This is a genomic window from Chryseobacterium potabilaquae, assembly GCF_902728265.1.
Lineage (GTDB): Bacteria > Bacteroidota > Bacteroidia > Flavobacteriales > Weeksellaceae > Chryseobacterium > Chryseobacterium potabilaquae.
In genome coordinates, this window is record NZ_CACVBR010000002.1 from 248,657 (window position 1) to 270,676 (window position 22,020).

General features: G+C 34.3%; 17 protein-coding genes. 13 read left to right on the plus strand and 4 right to left on the minus strand.

Annotated features, from left to right (window positions below; translation table 11 throughout):
• Nucleotides 1-8 precede the first annotated feature (8 nt).
• From uxaC to kduI, 3 genes are read right to left on the minus strand one after another with little or no spacing between them, the layout of a single operon-like run.
• Nucleotides 9-1,433, minus strand: a complete 1,425-nt coding sequence (gene uxaC / locus CHRY9293_RS02380) for a glucuronate isomerase (RefSeq protein WP_228455444.1) — start codon at nt 1,431-1,433, stop codon at nt 9-11.
• Nucleotides 1,426-2,208 carry a gluconate 5-dehydrogenase gene (locus CHRY9293_RS02385; protein WP_162031435.1) on the minus strand — a complete coding sequence of 261 codons (783 nt, stop codon included), beginning with the start codon at nt 2,206-2,208 and terminating at the stop codon, nt 1,426-1,428. Before CHRY9293_RS02385 ends, uxaC begins: the two co-directional genes overlap by 8 nt.
• A gap of 8 nt (nt 2,209-2,216) precedes the next feature.
• Entirely contained in the window at nt 2,217-3,053 is an 837-nt protein-coding gene (kduI, locus tag CHRY9293_RS02390; RefSeq protein ID WP_162031436.1) for a 5-dehydro-4-deoxy-D-glucuronate isomerase, read from the minus strand.
• 878 nt (nt 3,054-3,931) lie between these two features.
• Between kduI and CHRY9293_RS02400 the strand changes: the two genes are divergently transcribed.
• The 13 genes from CHRY9293_RS02400 to CHRY9293_RS02460 all read left to right on the plus strand — a co-directional run bounded on the left by CHRY9293_RS02400 (nt 3,932) and on the right by CHRY9293_RS02460 (nt 20,880).
• A complete protein-coding gene (locus CHRY9293_RS02400) occupies nt 3,932-6,949 on the plus strand; it encodes a SusC/RagA family TonB-linked outer membrane protein (protein WP_162031437.1) in 3,018 nt (1,005 codons plus the stop codon).
• Nucleotides 6,950-6,959: 10 nt separating this feature from the next.
• Nucleotides 6,960-8,795, plus strand: coding sequence for a RagB/SusD family nutrient uptake outer membrane protein (locus tag CHRY9293_RS02405; RefSeq protein ID WP_162031438.1), 1,836 nt, complete (start codon nt 6,960-6,962; stop codon nt 8,793-8,795).
• Between the two features lie 81 nt (nt 8,796-8,876).
• The gene (locus CHRY9293_RS02410) at nt 8,877-9,899 is read left to right on the plus strand and encodes a pectinesterase family protein (RefSeq protein WP_162031439.1); all 1,023 of its coding nucleotides are present in this window, start codon (nt 8,877-8,879) and stop codon (nt 9,897-9,899) included.
• A gap of 31 nt (nt 9,900-9,930) precedes the next feature.
• Nucleotides 9,931-11,340, plus strand: a complete 1,410-nt coding sequence (locus tag CHRY9293_RS02415; RefSeq protein ID WP_185153186.1) for a pectate lyase family protein — start codon at nt 9,931-9,933, stop codon at nt 11,338-11,340.
• Between the two features lie 51 nt (nt 11,341-11,391).
• Complete coding sequence (locus CHRY9293_RS02420) at nt 11,392-12,387, plus strand: DUF4861 family protein (protein ID WP_162031440.1); 996 nt, start codon at nt 11,392-11,394, stop codon at nt 12,385-12,387.
• 11 nt (nt 12,388-12,398) lie between these two features.
• Nucleotides 12,399-13,652, plus strand: coding sequence for a glycoside hydrolase family 88/105 protein (locus tag CHRY9293_RS02425; protein WP_162031441.1), 1,254 nt, complete (start codon nt 12,399-12,401; stop codon nt 13,650-13,652).
• Nucleotides 13,653-13,668: 16 nt separating this feature from the next.
• Nucleotides 13,669-15,312: a glycoside hydrolase family 43 protein gene (locus CHRY9293_RS02430; RefSeq protein WP_162031442.1), complete on the plus strand. Its 1,644-nt coding sequence runs from the start codon at nt 13,669-13,671 to the stop codon at nt 15,310-15,312.
• A gap of 3 nt (nt 15,313-15,315) precedes the next feature.
• On the plus strand, nt 15,316-16,161 hold the full coding sequence (locus CHRY9293_RS02435) for a rhamnogalacturonan acetylesterase (RefSeq protein ID WP_162031443.1): 846 nt from the start codon (nt 15,316-15,318) through the stop codon (nt 16,159-16,161).
• Between the two features lies 1 nt (nt 16,162).
• Nucleotides 16,163-17,830, plus strand: coding sequence for a glycoside hydrolase family 28 protein (locus CHRY9293_RS02440; protein ID WP_162031444.1), 1,668 nt, complete (start codon nt 16,163-16,165; stop codon nt 17,828-17,830).
• Nucleotides 17,831-17,845: 15 nt separating this feature from the next.
• Nucleotides 17,846-18,757: an alpha/beta hydrolase gene (locus tag CHRY9293_RS02445; protein WP_162031445.1), complete on the plus strand. Its 912-nt coding sequence runs from the start codon at nt 17,846-17,848 to the stop codon at nt 18,755-18,757.
• A gap of 5 nt (nt 18,758-18,762) precedes the next feature.
• Nucleotides 18,763-19,731 carry a pectinesterase family protein gene (locus CHRY9293_RS02450; RefSeq protein ID WP_162031446.1) on the plus strand — a complete coding sequence of 323 codons (969 nt, stop codon included), beginning with the start codon at nt 18,763-18,765 and terminating at the stop codon, nt 19,729-19,731.
• A 34-nt stretch (nt 19,732-19,765) separates the two neighbouring features.
• The gene (locus CHRY9293_RS02455) at nt 19,766-20,503 is read left to right on the plus strand and encodes a rhamnogalacturonan acetylesterase (protein ID WP_162031447.1); all 738 of its coding nucleotides are present in this window, start codon (nt 19,766-19,768) and stop codon (nt 20,501-20,503) included.
• Between the two features lie 35 nt (nt 20,504-20,538).
• Complete coding sequence (locus CHRY9293_RS02460; RefSeq protein ID WP_162031448.1) at nt 20,539-20,880, plus strand: cupin domain-containing protein; 342 nt, start codon at nt 20,539-20,541, stop codon at nt 20,878-20,880.
• Nucleotides 20,881-20,997: 117 nt separating this feature from the next.
• Here CHRY9293_RS02460 and pelA read toward each other — a convergent pair whose 3' ends face one another.
• Nucleotides 20,998-22,017 carry a pectate lyase gene (gene pelA / locus CHRY9293_RS02465; protein WP_162031449.1) on the minus strand — a complete coding sequence of 340 codons (1,020 nt, stop codon included), beginning with the start codon at nt 22,015-22,017 and terminating at the stop codon, nt 20,998-21,000.
• Nucleotides 22,018-22,020: the final 3 nt, after the last annotated feature.

Here is a 22,020-nt window from a genome sequence, read left to right on the forward strand (position 1 = left end):
ACTTTTAATTAAAAATCAAAATAATCCTTCGCATTATGATAACAAATATCCGAAATTGTTTTACCAATTAACTCAATATCATCCGGTAATTCACCATTTTTCATTTCTTCACCGAAAAGATTACACAAGACTCGTCTGAAATATTCATGTCTCGGATAAGAAAGAAAGCTTCTGGAATCCGTTAACATTCCCACAAAACAACTGATAAGTCCCATGTTTGACAGAGCGTTCATTTGTTTGACCATTCCGTCTTTTTGGTCCAGAAACCACCATCCAGAACCAAACTGAACTTTCCCTTTGATACTTCCATCATTGAAATTTCCAATCATTGTTGCAAAAATTTCATTGTCAGCAGGGTTCAAATTATACAGAATCGTCTTCGTTAATTTATCTTTTCCATCTAACGTATTTAAAAATTTAGACAAAGTTTCAGTCTGAACAAAATCACCAATAGAATCCCAACCTGTATCCGGACCTAAAATCCTATGCATTCTTTCATTATTATTCCTTAATGCTCCCAGATGGAACTGCTGAACCCATCCATATCTATGATATGTTTCACCCAAGAATAATAAAATAGCGGTTTTAAATTGATTCACTTGCTTTTCTGCAATAACTTTTCCTGATAATTTATCCTTAAAAATGGAATTTAGTTCTGATTCTGTAGCTTCTTCAAAAGAAATATTGTTGAGCCCATGATCACATAATCGGCATCCCTTTTCGTGAAAATATTCAATTCTTTTGACCAAAGCATCACACAACGTTTGGTAAGAATTAATTTCAATTCCGGCTGAGTCACCTAATTTTAATAAGTAATCTGTAAAATTATGATTTTCAATCAAAATCGCTTTATCAGGACGAAAAGCAGTACTTACTCTAATATCAAAATTACTTTTTGCTAAATATTGATGATAATTCAAAATGTCTGTAGGATCTTCAGTAGTACACAGAGATTCTATATTCATCATTTTCAATAATCCTCTTGTTGATTTATTAGGAGTCTGAAGCTGAGCCGTAATATTATCATAGATATCCGATGCATTATCTTCACTTAACAGCTCATCAATTCCAAAATATCTTTTTAGTTCTAAATGTGTCCAATGATACAAAGGGTTTCTCAAGGTATAAGGCACGGTTTTTGCCCAAGCTTGAAATTTCTCTTTATCAGAAGCATTCCCTGTGATAAATTTTTCATTGATCCCCAATGTACGCATAGCTCTCCATTTGTAATGGTCACCGGCAATCCAAACCTTAGAAATATTTTCGAAAATAGTATCTTCTGCAATATCTTTAGGAATCAAATGATTATGATAATCTATGATGGGTTGCTTTTCTGCATATTTGAAATAAAGTTCCTCTGCGTATTTATTTTGTAATAAAAAATTATTTGTAATAAAAGGTTTCATTCTAAATGTAGTTCTGTTGTTATTCATTCACAGGTTTACCTATGGTTGCCAAAATACCTCCATCAACATAAATAATTTGACCGTTGATAAACCTGCTCGCTTCAGATGCTAAGAAAATAGCTGTCCCTGCAAGATCTTCAGGATTTCCCCACCTTCCTTCGGGTGTCCTGCTAATGATAAAATCATTGAACGGATTTCCCTCTACTCGGATAGGTTCTGTCTGAGAAGTTGCAAAATATCCCGGGCCAATCCCATTCACCTGAATATTATATTTTGCCCATTCTGTTGCTAGATTTTTCGTCAACATTTTAAGGCCTCCCTTCGCGGAAGCATATGCTACTACGTTGTCGCGACCCAGTTCACTCATCATTGAACAGATATTGATAATTTTCCCGGATTGTTTTTTTATCATATGTTTTCCCACTAATTGTGACATAATAAAAGGTCCGGTAAGGTCTACATCAATAACTTTTCTAAAGTCTTCTACTTCCATATCAATAGCAGGAACACGTTTTATAATTCCTGCATTATTAACTAGGATATCTATTTTTCCATGAGTAGCTTCCATAAGGGCTACTTTCTGAGCTGCTTCACGCTCATCCGTCACATCAAAAAGATATCCTGTAACTTTATATCCTTTTTCTTGATAAAAATGCAAAGCTTGGTCTAATTTTGAAGGGGTTGTGCTTGTAATAGCAAGTTCAGCACCTGCAGCAGCAAGGCCTTCTGCCATTGCCATTCCTAATCCGTGAGTACCGCCTGTAATGACGGCTACCTTTCCGGATAAATCAAATAAATTCATTAGAAAAATTACTTTAGTTCGTTTGTCTTGATCCCGTCCATATCACCGTAATCCATATTTTCTCCGGCCATACCCCATATAAAAGTATAATGAGAAGTCCCTACTCCTGAATGAATTGACCATTCGGGAGATAACACAGCTTGATTATTCTTCATGAAAATATGCCGTGTTTCATGAGGTTCTCCCATAAAATGACTTACGGTTTGACCTTCTTCCAGGTCAAAATAAAAATAAGCTTCCATTCTTCTACTGTGTGTATGTGCCGGCATTGTATTCCAAACACTGCCCACTTGAAGTTCCGTCATTCCCATCTGTAGTTGGCACGTTTCAAGAACACTATTCACAATAAGCTTATTGATAATACGTTTGTTCGCATATTTCGTTTCTCCCAACTCTACAATCTCAGCTTCATTTTTAGTAATTTTTTTCGTTGGATAAGCGTGATGTGCGGGTGCAGAATTCATGTAAAAATAAGGTTGCTCATGACCCACTTTTTCAAAAATTATATCTTTTGAACCTTTTCCAACATATAAAGCTTCTTTATTTCCAAGCTCATATATTTCTCCATCTATCGTTATTTTACCTTTCCCACCAATATTGATAATTCCCAGCTCTCTCCTATCAAGGAAATGGGTGGCTTTTAAATCATCTATTGTTTCCAATTTTAAGGCTTTTGAGAAAGGCATTATTCCTCCTACAATGAGCCTATCATACATAGAATAGACTAGTTTCACCTTATCCTCATTAAATAAATCATCTATTAGAAACTCCCTCCTAAGCTCTTCAGTTGTATATTTTTTGACATCTTCAGGATGGTGGGCGTAACGAAATTCAGATTGTATCATACTCTCTATTTTTGTCCTTTATTTTTTATGGTTTCCTCAAACCTATTAAACATTGTGTAATCGATTGCATAAAATTACACTGAAAATTATAGAAATACCTGTGGTTAAATATATAATTATTATTCAATTAGTTAACAAAAATTTAATTTTAATACATAATTAACTGATTTACAGTTAAATAATTTTTAAATAATGGAAAAAAATCAGGAAAAAATTTAAAATTAGAGGATTTATTTTACCCCAAAATAATGCTCTGGATTAATTAATAAATAAAATCGTGCCAAAATAGAAAGGAAAAAAACAATATTAATTCATCAAAAATAATCATTTTTCTATTCACATAATACATCATATATATACAATCATTAAAAATAGAAAAAATTCAGAGAAAATACTTCTTAGAAAATATGATAAAAATCAGAAAAAAAACTAAAATTTAACTCCTTGAATATCATTTTGGGGAAAATTTACACACAAAAAAACATCAAAATCAAGTAAAATATCAAGTATAAAAATATTAAGTATTAAAAAAAATACATTTTTTTCATAAGATTATATATTGTCAAATTACACACACAAACACATGAATATCAATTAAATAAAATAAACTAACCAACAATCGTTTAGTGAATTTTAACAACCTAAACAGTCAAATTAATAGAAAAATAATATTTTTTTCTTGGTGTATTGGAAAATAATATTAGTTTAGAAGCCAAGATAACTGGTTATGAATAATTACGCAATCGATTGCACTTTTAAAATGCGTAAAAATTTTAAAAATTTACCACTAGAACATATAGAATACTTGAAAAATCCAAAGAAGAAAAAAAACAACAATTGAAACCTTTTCAATAAAACTAAACTATAAGGATACAAAAATGGATAAAAGAGTACAATCAATAAAGTGGTTATATTTAACTGTCTTTCTAATTCCTGTCCTTAGTATGGCTCAAGAAAAAGAACCTAAAAAGGAAAAAGAAACCAAAATAGATGAAGTGGTTTTGGTAGGATACACGAAAGTTTCTAAAAAAGATGTTACGAATGCTGTTTCTTCCGTAAAAGGAGAAGCTCTTAAAGATATGCCTTCTACTAATGCTGCAGAGGCCATTCAAGGAAGATTAGCCGGTGTACAAGTTTCTCTAAGTGAAGGAGCTCCAGGAGCCGATGTTGATATTGTGGTTCGAGGAGGAAACTCTATTACACAAAGTAATGCTCCTTTGTATATTGTCGATGGTATTCAAATGGATAACGCATTAACAATTCTCTCTCCAAAAGAAATTGAATCAATTGAAGTATTAAAAGATGCATCCTCCACCTCAATTTTCGGTTCTAGGGGGGCCAATGGAGTGGTTTTAATTACAACCAAGGGTGGGCGGAAAAGAGCAAAAACTACCATCAATTATAACGGTTTTGTAGGAGTAAGAAAAATCCAGAACAAAATCAATGTGTTAGATCCTTATCAATATGCGCTTTATCAGTATGAACTCTATTACAAAAATGGAGTAGAATCTGATATGACTGCGTTTAATCTACGTTATGGAACATTTGACCAACTGAGCAAGTATCAGTCGGTAAAAAAAGTGGACTGGCAAGATAAAGTTTTCGGAAGAGAAGCTTTTAATTTCACTCACAACATATCTATTACGGGAGGATCCGATAACTCTGCATTTTCTTTAACCCTCAATAATGTTCAAGAAGATGGAGTAATGATAGGATCTTCCTTTAAAAGAAACATGGCCAATTTTCGATATGATTATGATGTATCTAAAAAATTAAATATTGGTCTTAATGCCCGTTACAGTAGACAAACCATTTATGGAGCAGGAACTTCAGCTTCTGGGTCTCAAAGTACCAACAGGTTAAGAAATGCAATAAGATATCAACCTTTTGAAGGAGGATCAACCGTCAATGTAGACGAATTTGATCCTTTATTTGCAGACCAAACCAATCTTGTAAATCCTGTTTTATTAGCTAATAATGAAATCAAAGAAAATGGTAGACAAGACTTAATGTTGAATGGGACCTTAGAATATAAAATCAGTAAAGATTTCACATTCCGAAGCGTAGTAGGATATGTACAGAGAGACCAAACGGTCAATCAGTTTTCTGGTACAGTTACCACTCTTGCAAGACAAAATAATGATCAGCCCGTTGTATTTTTAAGTAACACACAATCTAGAAAGATCACCAATACCAATACCTTAAATTATAAGAAAACATTTGGAGATCATAAATTAGATTTCTTAGTGGGACAAGAAACAGTAAGAACAGATGGAGAATCTACCTCCTTCAATATAAAGTGGTTTCCAGAATCGGTATCAGCACAAGAGGCGTTTGCCAACATCCAATTAGCTTCTCCTCCTGCAGGAATGGTTCAAGATGCTCCTAGAACCGCAAGAGAAGTAGATCGTTTAGCATCTTTCTTCGGAAGAGCTAATTATATTTATAAAAACAAATATATTGCCACTGTTTCGATGAGAACAGATGGTTCAAGTGTTTTCAAACCAGGTGCTAATCAATGGGGATATTTTCCTGCAGCATCTTTAGCTTGGAAAATTACAGAAGAAAATTTCTTGAAAGACAATAATTCAATTACAGAATTAAAGCTACGTGTAGGATTTGGACAGTCTGGAAATAATAGAATTGGATCTTTTTTATATGATACTTTCTTTACCTCATCTTCCGACTATGGTTATGCTTTTGGTACAAGTGTTACACCCGGTGCTACTACCGGAAATATTATGGCCAATCCTAATGTAAAATGGGAAACAGCCACCTCACAAAATGCAGGTTTAGATTTTGGTTTTTTCAAAGGGAGACTATATGGAACACTTGATGTTTATCAAACAGATACCAAAGACTTATTACTTTTAGCAAAGATCCCTCAAACAACCGGTTATGAATATCAATACCAAAATTCCGGGAGTAGTCAAAATAAAGGCATAGAGCTAGCGTTAGGAGGAACTATTATTAATAAAGAAAACTTTACTTGGAAAATAGATGGTAATATTTCTTCCAATAAAAATACCATCAAAAGTTTAGGAAATAATGCTTCATCAAGCTCAAACTTTTATTATTATCCTTCCGGCTGGCAAAACAACCTTTTTGATTTCTTAGTGCAAGTAGGCAAACCCGTAGGGACATATTGGGGCTATGTTACTGCAGGAAGATATGAAGTTAGCGATTTTGATTATAATTCTACTACTCAAGCTTATACATTAAAGTCCGGCATAGCAAGCTCTGCGGCAGTAGCTAATGGTGCTAAGCCTATTCAACCCGGCGATCTTAAACTACAAGATACTAATGGTGATGGAGTAATTGACTCCAATGACATGACAGATCTAGGAAGTGCTCAACCTAAATTCTATGGTGGCTTCAGTCAAACTTTCCGCTATAAAAATTGGGATATGAGCATGTTGTTCAATTTTTCCATAGGAAATAAAGTCTATAATGCCAATAAGATAGAATATACCACACAATATTTATATAAAGACAATAATATGCTTGCAGAAGTAGCAGACCGATGGAAATGGTTCGATGCGGCAGGAAATAAAGTTACAGATCCTACTGCTCTTGCTGCTCTTAATGCCAATACAACGATGTGGACTCCGCCAGCTGGAGCATATTTCCTTCACTCGTATGCTATTGAAGACGGATCTTTCTTAAGATTAAATAATCTTACTATAGGATATAGCCTTCCTAAGGGGTCACTAGATGCCATTGGTGTCAAAAATCTTAGGTTATATGCAACGGTTAATAATTTGTTTACAATTACAGGATACTCCGGGTTCGATCCTGAAGCCAATACAAGAAGAAACCCGCTGACTCCCGGGGTAGATTATTCAGCCTATCCAAGAAGCCGATTTATTTTATCAGGAATTGATATCACTTTCTAAAACTAAACTTATGAACAAAAATAAATTTTTAAGCATTTTCTTTTCTCTTGTTGGTATAGTTTCGTTTAATTCTTGTAGCGATTACTTAGATGTAGAAAATCTTTCCAATACAGCAGAAAAACAGCAATTCGACTCTGCCGCAGATACTTTCTCTGCATTAGTTGGTGTTTATAACAGTATCATGGGAGATAATACCTATGGCCAAAGAATGAACCTTATTCTTACTCAAGCAGGTGACGATTTAAGAACTTCAGGAGATTATAATGCCAATGATAGAAGAGGAATCAGTTGTTTTGGAGCTGTTCCCACTAATACAGAACTCTTAAGACCTTTCTTAGATACGTATGCCGGTATCGAAAGAGCTAATCTTGTAATTAAAAATATTCCGATCTCTCCTGTTTATCAGACGGGATCTGAAACAGATAAAAGATTAATGGACCGATATCTGGGTGAAGCCCTCACGTTAAGGGCTCAATTTTATTATGATTTGATTAAAAACTGGGGAGACGTACCTTTTCAAGAAATTCCATCTGCTGATCTTTCTTCAGTATATCTGCCTAAAACTGATAGGGATATTATTTATGATAAGATTCTTGATGATTTAGCAAAAGCGGCTACATTAGTTCCATGGAGATCCGAAGGAGGAACAACCGCTCAAAGGATTTCGAAAGCAGCAGTAAAAGGATTACGAGCAAGAATAGCTTTAGCAAGAGCGGGATATTCTCTTCGTAGAAATCCACAATTAATGATGCAAGGCTCAAATCCTCAAAAATATTATCAAATAGCATATGACGAGTGTAAAGATATTATCAACTCGGGGCAACACAGTCTGAATCCAAGCTATGAAGGACTTTTTAGAACATTACATACCAATTCTCAAGATACTTCTAATGAAATCATATTTGCGGTTGGTGCTTTCGGGGGAAATTCAAGAACGGACTCCAAAATAGGATATTACAATGGCTTAAGACATGATGATACAGATTGGAAATCATCCGGAGGAATTAATGCTATTCCCACTTATTTTTACGAATTCAGTAAATATGATCTAAGAAGAGATGTAAACATCGCTATATTTAGAGTAAGTACATCAAAACAAGAAGATCTTCAAACCTCTATCAACTGGAATGATGGTAAATTTAGAAAATCTTGGACAAGTATTACCGGAACTTCCCAAAATCTTGGAATTGATTGGCCTTTATTAAGATACTCCGACATTTTATTAATGTATGCAGAAGCTGATAACGAACTTCACAATGGAGCTTCACAAGATGCCATGAATGCTGTTCTAGCAGTGCGACAAAGAGCATATACAGGTAATTTAGGACAAGTTGGAACTATTCCTACAGATAAAATAGGCTTTTTTAATTATATCGTTAAAGAAAGAATGTTAGAATTTGGAGGTGAAGGGCTTAGAAAATATGATTTAATTCGTTGGAATCTCTTAGAGGCAAAAATTAATGAAACAAGGCAAAAGCTTACCAATTTCATGAACGGAACAGGAGCCTATGCAAATGTACCGGAATATATTTTTTATAAAAAGCCATCTTCAAGTGTTTCAAACTACACTCCATCTAAAACTGCACAACAAAATGTATTAGATATTGATTTTTATGTAAACGGTATTGCGAAAGCTGATGTTTTTTATAGTCCAAATCAAAGTGTTGCAACTCCTTCCGGATATACTAAAATAAACTGGAGGCTTGCTATGACACAAGCCTATATAAGTGGAGACCCTATCAAGAGTTATGCTTATTATTTTCAGCCGAACAAAAAAGAACTCCTACCCATTGCATTAGATGTAATCAACTCTAATTATAACCTTACTCAAGATTACGGTTACTAGACATAAAAAATACATTCATATCAAATTAAAATACAGGCTTATCCATGGTTAAGTCTGTGTTTTAAATCAAATGAAAACGTTATGAAGACTTCTGCTTTTACTACTCATTTTAATTTGTTTTCTATCTCTTCAATAGCATGGTTATGCCTTCTTTCCTTTAAAACTCATGATCCAATAATAGTAGTTTCAAAAGAAGGAAAAGGCAATTTTACAACAATACAACAAGCCATTAATGCCGTTAAAGATAACTCCATAACAAGAACAAAAATTATCATAAAAGCCGGAATTTATAAAGAAAAAATTGTTGTTCCAGAAACCAAAGGTCCTATTTTCCTAGAGGGAGAAAGTCCTGAAAATACCATTATCACTTATGATGATTATGCTTCAAAAAGGAATTCGGAAGGAAAAGAAATCGGAACAACAGGTTCTTCTACCATTTTTATTTATTCGAATGATTTTACCGCAAAAGATATTTCATTTGAAAACAGCTCAGGAAGAGTGGGACAAGCCGTAGCTGTTCTCACTTCCGGGGATCGAATAGCATTCAATAATTGTAAATTTTTAGGAAATCAGGACACTTTATATTTAAAAGGAGCCCAGGATTTACAGGATAAAACAAAACCATCACGAAATTACTTCAAAAACTGTTATATTGAAGGAACAACTGACTATATTTTCGGAGCCGGAACTGCCCTTTTTGAAAACTGTATCATTTACTCAAAAGAGACAGCCAGCTATATAACAGCTGCTTCTACTCCTCAAGAAAACAATTTTGGATTTGTCTTTATTAATTCAACAATGATAGGAAATGCTACTGCCCAATCCGTTTATTTAGGAAGACCTTGGAGACCATTCGCAAAAACGGTTTATATTGATTGTAAAATGAGCTCAATTATAAAACCGGAAGGGTGGCACAATTGGAACAAACCAGATGCTGAAAAGACCACTTTTTATGGGGAATTTAATTCCAAAGGTACAGGAGGAAATATTTCAAAAAGAGTCTCATGGTCACATCAATTAACCCAAGAAGAAAGAAAAAAATATACTACAGACAATATTTTTAAAGGAAAAGAACCTTGGAACGTAAGAAGAAGTTTTAAATAATCCAGGCCTATTCATTAAAGAATCTTCTATCATGAAACACTTTACAAAATTTTTAGCCGCAAGCATTATATGTAGTATTTCCGTATTTACAAATGCTCAGAATATTCTCAGTTTTCCCGGTGCAGAAGGGTTCGGAAGATATACTACCGGTGGACGTGGCGGAAAAGTGTATGTTGTGACAAAATTATCTGATGATGGCTCAGAAGGAACTTTAAGATATGCTTTAGATCAAAAAGGTCCGAGATATATCGTGTTTAAAACAGGAGGAACAATTTACTTAGAATCCCCTCTAAAAATACACGAAGGTAACGTTACTATTGCAGGGCAAACCGCTCCCGGAGAAGGAATCACGATTGCCAATTACGAAACCTTTGTAGGTGCAGATAACGTAATTATACGTTATATGAGATTCAGAATGGGAGATAACAAGCAGGTTGAAGGCGACGCATTAGGAGCCAGGTTTATAAAAAATTTAATCGTAGATCATTGTTCAATGAGCTGGTCAACGGATGAAACGGTTTCTATTTATGTGAATAAAAATACAACACTTCAATGGTGCATAATAGCAGAAAGTCTTCGAAATTCAGCACATCAGAAAGGTGCTCATGGCTATGGAGGAATTGCAGGAGGAAAAGGGGCTTCATTTCATCACAATATATATGCACACCATGACAGCAGAAATCCAAGATTAGGAGAATATGCCGGAAGTAAATTTGCATTGACTGATCTTACTGATTTCCGAAATAATGTGATTTACAATTGGGGCCACAATAATATCTACGGTGGAGAAGGAATGAATGTAAACATTATTAATAATTATTACAAACCCGGCCCTGCGACATTGACCAGAAATCGAATAGTCGCTATCGATAAAAATGAAAACCCTAAAACCGAGGTTTACAACATCTGGGGAAAATATTACATCGATGGAAATATCTTAGAAGGAAATCCGGAAATCACAAAAGATAATTGGACAAAAGGTGTTTTTGGACAAATGAAACCTTCTTATAAATCAACAGATCAAGATAAAAACTCAATTAAAATCAATCATCCACACGATATTCAGAAGAATGTAAAAACCCATTCTGCAAAAGAAGCTTATAAAAAAATATTAAATATCGGAGGTGCAAGCCTAGTGAGAGACGCGATTGATTTGCATGTTTTAAAAGATGTAAAAAACGGAAACTTTACCTATAAAGGCTCCAAAGGAAGTACCAATGGAATTATTGATTCTCAAAAAGATGTTGGAGGATTTCCGAATTTGAAACAAGGAGTACCTCTACTCGATTCAGATAATGATGGAATGCCTGATAAATGGGAAATTAAATATCAATTAAATCCGAAAGTTGCTAATCCTAATGGAAGAGATTTAGACAAAAATTACGATAATATCGAAGTTTATTTTAATGATATTGTTAAAAAAATAACCGAAAAACAATAGAAATAACCATGAAAACTCTTTGTCAAATTCGGCTATCTAATGAAAAGCATTATGAAATTCAATTTATTTAAAATAGTATTTGTAGGGACGTTTATCAGTTCTCATTTTGCAGCACAAACTTCTGTAATTAGTGAGATTAAAAAGCATCCAAACGCTCCTTTTTCTTATGCAGAACTTTCTGTCAAAGAAGGGGGAAAATGGGACGGGAATCAATACATCGGTGGAAGTTTTAAAAACATCCAAGAATTGACCATTCCCGAATCTCATACAGATCATTCTACTTATATTCGATACGAAGGTATTGGTTTGGAAAACAATCAAATCGGATATCGATTGTATCTGGATTGGAGAAATGCGACAGATATTTTCGGTAAAAAAACAACAGCTTTATCTTTACCTGAAGTCGGCCAAGATGGGTTTGAGTCTTATCATCATGATGCTCCTTGGGGGCAAGATATATTAAAATCCGGACATACTATTGGAATTGGTTCCTATGGAAGATATGATGAACAGAATGATTATGTTGAAACTTTCAAAATAGTAAAAAGTACAACAGCCAAAGTGACTAATACAAAAGAGCTGTCTTTTGCAACTATTGATTATGAAGGTTGGAAAACCTGGGGTGATGCCATAGATTTACATTCTAAACTTACTATTTTTCCCAAAGATCGTTTTGTAAAAGTAGATTTAGCATTAAGTAATACCATTTCAGGATTATGTACGGGCATTGTTGCCATTAAAAACATCCCACTAAAACAAGGCATCAGTAAAAATAAAAAATGGGGTTATATTGCGACTTACGGAAATCAAACGGAAACAAAAAAAGATGATAATTTAGGAATGGTCGTATTCTATCCTTTGGAAAACTTTGATAAATATGTAAAAACAAAATCTACCCACACGATAATTTTCAAAAAAACAAAAAATGTCTCGTACTACTTTATGGGGGCATGGTCATTAGAGCCTAATGGTCTCACTACAGAAGATTCGTTTTACCAGGATTTGGCGAAAAAACTGGACATATTAGATCAAAATAATCATCTTTAAAGTTTAAAACCATGAACTTTATTAAAAATAACCTTACAATCTACGCATTAGCAGCTTTATGCTTAAGTCCATTTTCTTCTTTTGCACAAAAACCTTCAGATACTTTTCCAAAAGAAATAAGCCTCGTAGTAAAAGAAAAAATTTCAAGTCAATTACCTTGGTCACAAAGAATGCTGCTTTCTGAAATGAAACGTTTTCCTGAAGCATGGATGCTAGACTATAATAAAAATCCAAAATGGAGCTACCCAACAGCAATTGTTTTGGAAGGAGCGGAAAGAATTTACGAAAAAACAGGAGACAAAAAATATTACAATTACATTACAAAGTTTGGCGATACTATGGTGAAAGAAGATGGGAGCATTGTTTCTTATGATCTTTCAAAATACAATCTCGATATGTTGAATTGCGGAAATGTATTACTATACCTTTATCAAAAAGAAAAAAAGGAAAAATATTTAAAAGCTTTACAAACCCTACGCTCACAAATCGATGGGCAACCAAGAACTTCGGAAGGAGGTTTCTGGCACAAGAAAATTTATCCTCATCAAATGTGGTTGGATGGTCTTTATATGGGAGAACCATTTTATGCCCATTATACCCAATATTTTTCAAAAGGTACAGATACTGAAAAAGCGTACAATGATATTATTAATCAATTTGATGTAATTCAGAAACATCTTATAGATAAAAAAACGGGTTTACTCTACCACGCATGGGACGAAAGCAGAGAGCAAGCTTGGGCCAATAAAGAAACAGGACTTTCACCCAACTTTTGGTCCAGAGCGATGGGATGGTACGGAATGGCAATAGTTGACGTGTTAGATTATTTACCACAAAATCATCCAGGAAGGATAAAACTACTCTCCTATTTACAATCTTACTGTGATGCCATTATTAAAGTTCAGGATAAAGAAACCGGACTATGGTATCAAGTACTGGATAAAGGTGGGGAAAAAGAAAATTATCTCGAAGCGACAGGTTCATCGATGTTTGTATACACGATGATAAAATCTGTTAACAAAGGCTATTTATCAAAATCGTATAAAAGCTATGCTAAAAAAGGATATAAGGGAATCCTTAAAAATCTAATCACCGTTGATAAAAATGGAATAGTCAATTTAAATAAATGCTGTGCCGTAGCAGGTCTCGGTGGAAATCCTTACAGAAGTGGCTCTTATGAATATTATGTAAATGAAGAAATTCGTTCCAATGATCCAAAAGGAACAGGACCTTTCATTTTAGCATGTTTAGAATTTGAAAAATAAATGAATCTGATTTTTTATGAAGACTATAAATATTTTACATATAACCGCAATCACAGCTCTTTCAATCGCTTCTCCCTATCTGAATGCACAGGAAAAAAACTACGTTTCTGAAGTATGGATTGCCGATGAGGGAAAAACCTATAAAAATCCGATTCTGTATGCAGATTACTCAGACCCCGACGCTATTCGTGTTGGAGAAGATTATTATATGACAGCATCAAGTTTCAATGAAGCTCCCGGATTGCCTATTCTTCATTCAAAAGACATGGTGAACTGGAAATTGGTGAACTATGCTATTCAGGATGTTCTACCCAATGAACACTTTTCTACACCAAAACGAGGAGACGGAGTTTGGGCTCCTAGTATCAGATTCCACAAAGATGAATTTTATATTTATTGGGGTGATCCTGATTTTGGAATTTATATGGTAAAAACCAAAGATCCCCTCGGAGTATGGGAAAAACCTGTTTTAGTAATGGAAGGAAAAGGTTTGATCGATTCCTGTCCATTTTGGGATGAAGATGGAAATCCTTACTTAGTTCATGGCTGGGCAGGAAGTCGTGCCGGAGTAAAAAGTATTTTAACCCTTAATAAAATGAATCCTGAAGGAACAAAAGTCCTGGATAAAGGAGTTCATGTTTTTGATGGACATGATGCACATCCCACCGTTGAAGGTCCAAAAATGTATAAAAGAAATGGCTACTATTATATTTTTGCACCAGCAGGTGGGGTGGCTACAGGATGGCAATTAGTGCTAAGATCAAAAAATATTTATGGGCCTTATGAAGAAAAAATAGTGCTTGAACAAGGAGCCACAAAAATCAATGGACCTCATCAGGGAGCCTGGGTAGATACTCCTTCCGGAGAAGATTGGTTTTATCATTTTCAGGATGCTGATACCTATGGCCGAATTGTTCATCTTCAACCGATGAGATGGGAAAAAGACTGGCCTATGATGGGAATTGATAACAATAAAAATGGAATCGGCGAACCTGTTTTAGCCTATAAAAAACCAAATGTTGGTCAATCCTACCCTATTGTTACTCCTTCTGAAACAGATGAATTTGATGGTGATAAATTAGGATTGCAATGGCAATGGAGCGCCAATGAAAATATCGTTTGGTCATCCAAACTTCCCGGACAAAAATTTTTAAGATTATTTTCTATTAAGATTCCTGAAGGTGAAAAAAATCTATGGAATATTCCAAATTTATTAACCCAAAAATTTCCCGCTCCCCATTTTGTCGCTTCAACAAAAGTGAAATTAACTCCCGAAGACGCCAAAGAAGGAAAAGTTGCAGGATTATTAGTAATGGGTTTAGACCATGAATCCATTGTAATTACTAATAAACCGGATGGTTTTTATCTCCAAGTAAGAAAAGCGGAAAAAGCAGATAAAGGTGGTGAGGAAAAAGTTTTATTCGAAACAAAATTAAAAGAGAATGAAGCCTATTTAAAAGTACATGTTAGCGAACCTAATGGACTATGTCAATTCAGTTACAGTGAAAATGGAAAAAATTTCACAAAAGTAGATCACGTTTTTCAGGCAAAACCCGGAAAATGGATTGGCGCTAAAGTCGGTTTATATAGTATAAGTACAACGAAAGTCCCTCGTGGAGGATATGCAGATTTTGATTGGTTTAGAATTACCAAAAATTAAATCATGAATATAAAAACATTTAATATAGTTTCATTTTTATTCGGAGTTTTGCTGTTGTCTGCATGCCAATCCCAAAACAATGCTCAAACGGCAGCAGCAAAACAGAATAAAAAAATCACTCATATTTATCTTATCGGAGACTCTACTATGGCAGATTATACCGGTGATTATGAACCCGGTAAAGATTATATGAAAGTCCGTTATCCGATTACAGGTTGGGGACAAGTTTTCCAACCCTTTTTTGTAAAAGATAGTTTAATGATATTAAAATCTGCGATCACTACAGATTCCGTAGCCATTATTGATAGAGCTCACGGTGGCAGAAGTACCCGAACTTTTTTCCAGGAAGGCCGATGGAGATATGTGTATGAACACTTACAACCTAACGATTATGTACTGATGCAGTTTGGTCACAATGATGGTTCAGAAAAACATATGGAACGTTATGTAAACATTCAAGGATATAAAGAGTTTTTAAGATTATTTGTAACCCAAACAAGACAAAAAGGAGGAAATCCAATTATCTTGACACCAGTGGCAAGAAATTATCCTTGGAAAAACGGAAAATTGGAAAATGTACATGGAGAATATGGACAAGCTCCCATTGATATTGCCAAAGAAATGAATGTACCCTATATTGATTTAAACCAATTATCAATGGAATACTTTACCCGGAAAGGACAAGAATTCACAACCAATCATTATTTCATGAATCTACCTGATAATGTGTATGAAGCCTATCCAAAAGGTCAGAAAGACAACACTCATTTTCAACCGGAAGGTGCTAAAGTGGTAGCATCAATTGTTTATCAAGAATTTAAAAAAGTAATTAAAACTCAAAAAAAATAAAATGAAGAAGTCTCTTACCATTATCAGTTTAGTAACAGCCATGATGTTTTCAGGGCAAATGAATGCTCAGAATCTGAATATTTATCAAAACATTGAGTTTAAAATGCCTCAGGTTGCAGAAGCTTCTTTTCTTCCAAACACTGTTTCAATTACTCAATTTGGTGGAATTTCAGGTGGAAATGTAAAGAATACAGAAGCTTTCAAAAAAGCAATAGAAGCTCTTAGCAAAAAAGGTGGAGGAAAATTGATCATTCCCCGTGGAATGTGGCTAACCGGTCCCATCGAATTAAAAAGCAATATCAATCTTCATGTGGAAGAAGGTGCATTTATTATTTTTAGTAAAGATAAAAAGGATTATCCTTTAGTGGACGTTAGCTTTGAAGGATTAAATACTATTCGTTGTCAATCGCCTATTTCCGCAAGAAATGCTACTAATATTGCCATCACCGGAAAAGGCGTAATCGATGGAAGTGGAGATGCATGGAGAGCCATCAAAAAAAGTAAAGTCTCAGAATCTGAGTGGAAGGAAATTATAAAATCCGGAGGAATTGTGTCTTCAGACGGTAAAAATTGGTATCCTTCAGAAAGTTATAAAAAGGGATTTGAAAGCAGTTCAAGCTTCAATGTTCCAGACAAAATTTCTAAGGAAGAACTCATAACAGTTAAAGACTTTTTACGTCCGGTAATGGTAAGTTTAGTAGGTTGTGATAAGGTTTTATTAGATGGACCTACCTTTCAAAATTCTCCGGCTTGGAATCTTCATCCATTGATGTGTTCGAATGTTATCTTAAGAAACCTTACCATTAGAAATCCTTGGTTTTCTCAAAATGGTGATGGTGTAGATCTAGAATCATGTAAAAACGTTTTGATTCACGATAATACATTCGATGTAGGTGATGATGCTATTTGTATTAAATCAGGGAAAAATGAAGACGGAAGAAAAAGAGGAATGCCTACTGAGAATGTGATCATTAAAAACAATGTCGTATATCATGGTCATGGAGGGTTTGTTGTAGGAAGTGAAATGTCTGGCGGGGCAAGAAATATTCACGTTTCCGATTGTACCTTTATTGGAACGGATATTGGTCTTCGCTTTAAAACAACACGAGGAAGAGGAGGAATTGTTGAAAACATTTATATCAAAAATATTGATATGATTAATATTCCCACTCAGACAATAGGATTCAATATGTTCTATGAAGGTTCTTCTCCTGTATTGGAAGACGGACAGAAAAAAGAAGGTAATACAACTCCTGAAAAAATATATCCGGTAACAGAAGAGACTCCGATTTTCAGAAATATTTTCTTTAAAAACATCAATGCCGTTAATTCTGATGAAGCAATTACTTTATTCGGTTTGGCAGAAATGAACCTTAAAAACATTGTGATTGAAGATTCTCAATTCGATACGAAAAAAGCATTAACCATTGTAGATGCAGATGGGATTCAATTAAAAAATGTAAAACTGAAATATACCGAAGGGACCGGAGCAACCATTTACAATAGTAAAAACATTAATCTTTCAACAGTAAAATTTGAATCTCAAAATAAGCCATACATTAAGGTTTTAGGAAATAAAACGGGAGCAGTATTACTACCAAAAGAAGTAACATCTGATAAAAACTTACTTTCCATCGGTACAGATGTAGCAAAAAACGCAGTTAAATAAAAATTCCATAAACGAATGATTTTTAACAAAAGACATACTTATATTTCTATTTTTTTTGTAGGGACAATAGCATTCGGACAAGTAAATCGACCGAATGCTACTCCTTACACCAATGAAGGAACGTTTGAAAAATTCAAGAAAAAATACCCTTTTACTACTCCAATAGACCGCTCTGTTCCTCAAAATATTGGCATCGATAAAGATATAGAATATACTCACATCCACGGACTTTCTCTAAAAGCTGATGTATATTATCCTCTTGATACATCGAAGAAATATCCGGGAATAGCAATGGTTCATGGCGGTGGTTGGATTTCAGGAAGCAAAGAAAATGAAAAATTTATGGCCATGGAACTGGCTTCAAAAGGGTATGTCGTAATAGCTATCGGATATCGATTGGCAGATGTAGCTAAATATCCCGCCGGAGTTGAAGATATTGAAACAGGCATTCGATGGCTAAAGAAAAGTCACAAAAAATATTCTCTAAACAAAAATAAAATGGTGATTTTGGGAGAATCCGCAGGTGCACAGATGGCGACATTGGTGGGAGTGAAGAAAAAGAATAAGCTTCAGGCTATTGTAAATGTGGATGGCGTTGTATCCTTTGTTCATGAGGAATCAGGTAAAGAAGGAACTTACGATGCCTATTGGTTGGGATACTCACAAAAAGACAATCCTAAAATCTGGAAAGAAGCTTCTCCGTTAGAGTATGTAGATAAAGATACCCCTCCTACTCTTTTTATCAATAGCTCACAGCCCCGATTTCATGCAGGAAGAGATGATATGATGAAAAAACTAAAAAGCTATGCTATTCCGACTGAGTTTCATGAAATTAAAGATTCGCCCCATTCATTCTGGTCAGCAGAGCCTTGGTTCACAGAAACATTGAATTATACCATCGACTTTTTAGATAAGGTTTTAAAGTAAATTTTATGAAAAAATTATTTTTAATTTTGTTTATCCTGATCACTCAATTTCTCTTAGCGGGAAATGATCCCTACATAAAAATTACAGTAGCGAAAGACGGAAGTGGAGACTTTACATCCATTCAGAAAGCAATTAATTCCATAAGAGATTTAGGCCCGTCAGAAGCACTAGTCCTTATTAAATCCGGAACCTATAATGAAAAAGTTATTATCCCCTCTTCAAAGCATAAAATTATCTTGGAAGGCGAAAATAAAAACAATACCATTATCACCAACAATGATTTTTCTGGAAAGCCAGATTCATTTAATGAAAAGATGACAACCTTTAATTCCTATACGCTATTGGTGATGGGTGATGATATTAATATAAGTAATTTGACCATTCAAAATAGTTCGTGCAATCAAGGTCAAGCTGTTTCTCTCCACGTGGAAGGAGATCGTTTTATCATTAAAAATTCTATTATTTTGGGCTGTCAGGATACGATCTATTCTGCGACTAATCACAGCAGACAATATTTTGAAAACTGTGATATTGAAGGAACTACCGATTTTATTTTTGGACAAGCTACGGTTGTCTTTAAAAACTGTACGATTAAAAGTTTAGCCGATTCTTATATTACTGCCGCCGCAACAGAAGCAGACAGAGCCTATGGTTTTGTTTTTCTCAATTGTAAATTAATTGCTAAAGAAGGCATCACCAAAGTCTATCTTGGAAGACCTTGGCGGCCCTATGCTAAAACCGTTTTCATCCATACTGAAATGGGAAAACATATTGTCCCTGAAGGGTGGAATCCTTGGAAAGGAGATAAAATGTTTCCTGATAAAGAGAAAACAGCATATTATGCAGAATTTGGGAGTAAGGGTGAAGGCGGAAATACTTCTCATCGTGTAAGCTGGTCAAAGCAATTAGCTAAAAAAGACTTGAAAAATTATACGCTAGAAAAAATATTTAATGGCTGGAACCCCCATAAATAATAGATCATCTTGAGAGTAATTGAAAAAATTTAAAATGAAAAAACTTTTTTTAATATTATACATTTTCTTCGCAGTATTTTTATACGCACAACAAAAGCCGACTCTATTTCTCATTGGTGACTCTACCATGGCCAATAAGGAAAATCCTGACAAAAACCCTGAACATGGTTGGGGACAAATACTTCCACAACTTCTAACTACAGAGATAGCAATTCAAAATCATGCGACAAATGGCAGAAGTTCAAAAAGTTTCAGAGCAGAAGGAAGATGGGATAAAGTAATGAAGCAACTTAAAAAAGGGGATTTTGTTATCATCCAATTTGGGCATAATGATCAAAAAGTGAATGACTCTACCCGTTTTACTAATCCCTACACCCAGTACAGAACAAATTTAGAAAGGTATGTCAATGAAACGAGAGCAAAAGGCGCAACACCTATTCTAATGTCCTCCATTGTAAGAAGAAATTTCAATGAAAATGGAGTATTACTTGATACCCACAAAGAGTATCCTTTAGTCGTAAGAATGGTAACGAATGATTTGAAAGTTCCTTTTGTAGATATGCAGCTACTCACTGAACAATTGGAAATTTCTTATGGTCCTGAAAATTCAAAAAAACTGCATTTACATTACAAAAAAGATGAAAATCCCTATTATCCACAAGGAAAAGATGATGATACTCATTTATCCCAATTAGGAGCTGAAACGATTGCAAAATTAGCAGTAAATTCTTTAAAGAATATGAAAACAGGATTGGAAAGGTTTATTAAATAATCCCCCTTTGTATAATCTTTTAATAATTAACAGGTATGAAATTCAAGAAAGAGCCATTCTTTGACGGTAATTCCGAATGGGAAGATATAGGAAATGGCATTTCAAGGCAATTCATAGGATATAATTCTCAAATCATGATGGCCAGTATAAAATTTGAAAAAGATGCAATTGGAACTTTACACCAGCATTTCCATTCACAAATTACGTATGTTGCTTCAGGAAAATTCGAGGTAACTATTGACAACAAAACAAAAATCTTACAACAAGGGGATGGATTTTTTGCTCAGCCCAATATTTTTCATGGAGTAAGATGCATAGAAGTAGGAAAATTGATTGATGCTTTTGCCCCGTTTAGAGAAGATTTTTTTGAAGACTAAATACCACGTCCCTATTACAAAATACTATTTCAGTATCCACTAACCCACAGAGGAATAAATATAATTTCGAGGTGAAAAAGTGAAACAATAACTGGACTATATCGATAACTTTTTCTTTTATTGAGAAATTTTATTTTTCTCAATCCATTTTGGGTATTCTTTGGAAATGAGCTTTTCCGCAAAATCACCAAACCAACTATATCCATTTCGCCGCTCTTCCGAAACTTCATTATAATTATATTTCACACTTCCATCACGATCTCCAAAAAGAGGCTTATTACTATTAATATCATAAAACCTTGCCCAAATCACGGAATTTTTATCCTCAGCTAATACTCTTATTGTCTTACCATTCTGCTTGACAACATTATAACTATAACCTTCAATTTTATTCTCCACAAACCATTGAATTGCTGATTGTATTGATTTTTCAATTACAGGAGTAATAGGTTGCATCATTAAAAATCTTACAATTCCCACCGATTCTCCTGTCGCAAGTGAAATAGGCTCAAACGCTCGGGCTTTATCGGGTTGTAATGATACTTCATTATACTGGTCTGCCCAGATTGTTGGTCTTCCATTTTGTAAAACTTGAGTCTGTAGAATACATTCAATTCCCTTTTGTACAGCCTTTTTTGATTTTGTTTTTAACTTTATATCAACCCCCTCAAAATCATTTTTCCCTTCTGCCACATTATATAAAACCGTCAATGCATTAATCATTGCATTATCATTATATGTAATTTGCTTTCTATACAAGCCTGTGTTGGGATAATACTGAGGAAAGCCACCATTATCATACTGCATTAAAAGAAGATATTGTATCCCTCTTTCCGCTGCTTTAAGATAATCAGTATTTTGTGTAGCTTTATATGCTTTCATTAAACCGTTAATTTCTCTAGAAGTGGCATTATTATCAATCGTTGCATGATCATTTCCGGTTGCCTTTATTATTTTTAAAAGATTTTTGTCAATTTGTAAAGAATAATTCACAACAGATTTATCTTTCAATTGTTTTCCCCAACCTCCATTGGGCAGTTGATACATTACCATTTTTTCTGCTAATGTATCTTTTACTTGAGCAAATGAATTAAAAGCAATAACAATAAAGAACGGTATATAGATTTTTAATTTCATCTT

Coding starts and splice junctions, on each gene's coding strand:
- uxaC (WP_228455444.1), bottom strand. CDS start 1,433: ATGAATAACAACAGAACTACATTTAGAATGAAACCTTTTATTACAAAT.
- CHRY9293_RS02385 (WP_162031435.1), bottom strand. CDS start 2,208: ATGAATTTATTTGATTTATCCGGAAAGGTAGCCGTCATTACAGGCGGT.
- kduI (WP_162031436.1), bottom strand. CDS start 3,053: ATGATACAATCTGAATTTCGTTACGCCCACCATCCTGAAGATGTCAAA.
- CHRY9293_RS02400 (WP_162031437.1), top strand. CDS start 3,932: ATGGATAAAAGAGTACAATCAATAAAGTGGTTATATTTAACTGTCTTT.
- CHRY9293_RS02405 (WP_162031438.1), top strand. CDS start 6,960: ATGAACAAAAATAAATTTTTAAGCATTTTCTTTTCTCTTGTTGGTATA.
- CHRY9293_RS02410 (WP_162031439.1), top strand. CDS start 8,877: ATGAAGACTTCTGCTTTTACTACTCATTTTAATTTGTTTTCTATCTCT.
- CHRY9293_RS02415 (WP_185153186.1), top strand. CDS start 9,931: ATGAAACACTTTACAAAATTTTTAGCCGCAAGCATTATATGTAGTATT.
- CHRY9293_RS02420 (WP_162031440.1), top strand. CDS start 11,392: ATGAAATTCAATTTATTTAAAATAGTATTTGTAGGGACGTTTATCAGT.
- CHRY9293_RS02425 (WP_162031441.1), top strand. CDS start 12,399: ATGAACTTTATTAAAAATAACCTTACAATCTACGCATTAGCAGCTTTA.
- CHRY9293_RS02430 (WP_162031442.1), top strand. CDS start 13,669: ATGAAGACTATAAATATTTTACATATAACCGCAATCACAGCTCTTTCA.
- CHRY9293_RS02435 (WP_162031443.1), top strand. CDS start 15,316: ATGAATATAAAAACATTTAATATAGTTTCATTTTTATTCGGAGTTTTG.
- CHRY9293_RS02440 (WP_162031444.1), top strand. CDS start 16,163: ATGAAGAAGTCTCTTACCATTATCAGTTTAGTAACAGCCATGATGTTT.
- CHRY9293_RS02445 (WP_162031445.1), top strand. CDS start 17,846: ATGATTTTTAACAAAAGACATACTTATATTTCTATTTTTTTTGTAGGG.
- CHRY9293_RS02450 (WP_162031446.1), top strand. CDS start 18,763: ATGAAAAAATTATTTTTAATTTTGTTTATCCTGATCACTCAATTTCTC.
- CHRY9293_RS02455 (WP_162031447.1), top strand. CDS start 19,766: ATGAAAAAACTTTTTTTAATATTATACATTTTCTTCGCAGTATTTTTA.
- CHRY9293_RS02460 (WP_162031448.1), top strand. CDS start 20,539: ATGAAATTCAAGAAAGAGCCATTCTTTGACGGTAATTCCGAATGGGAA.
- pelA (WP_162031449.1), bottom strand. CDS start 22,017: ATGAAATTAAAAATCTATATACCGTTCTTTATTGTTATTGCTTTTAAT.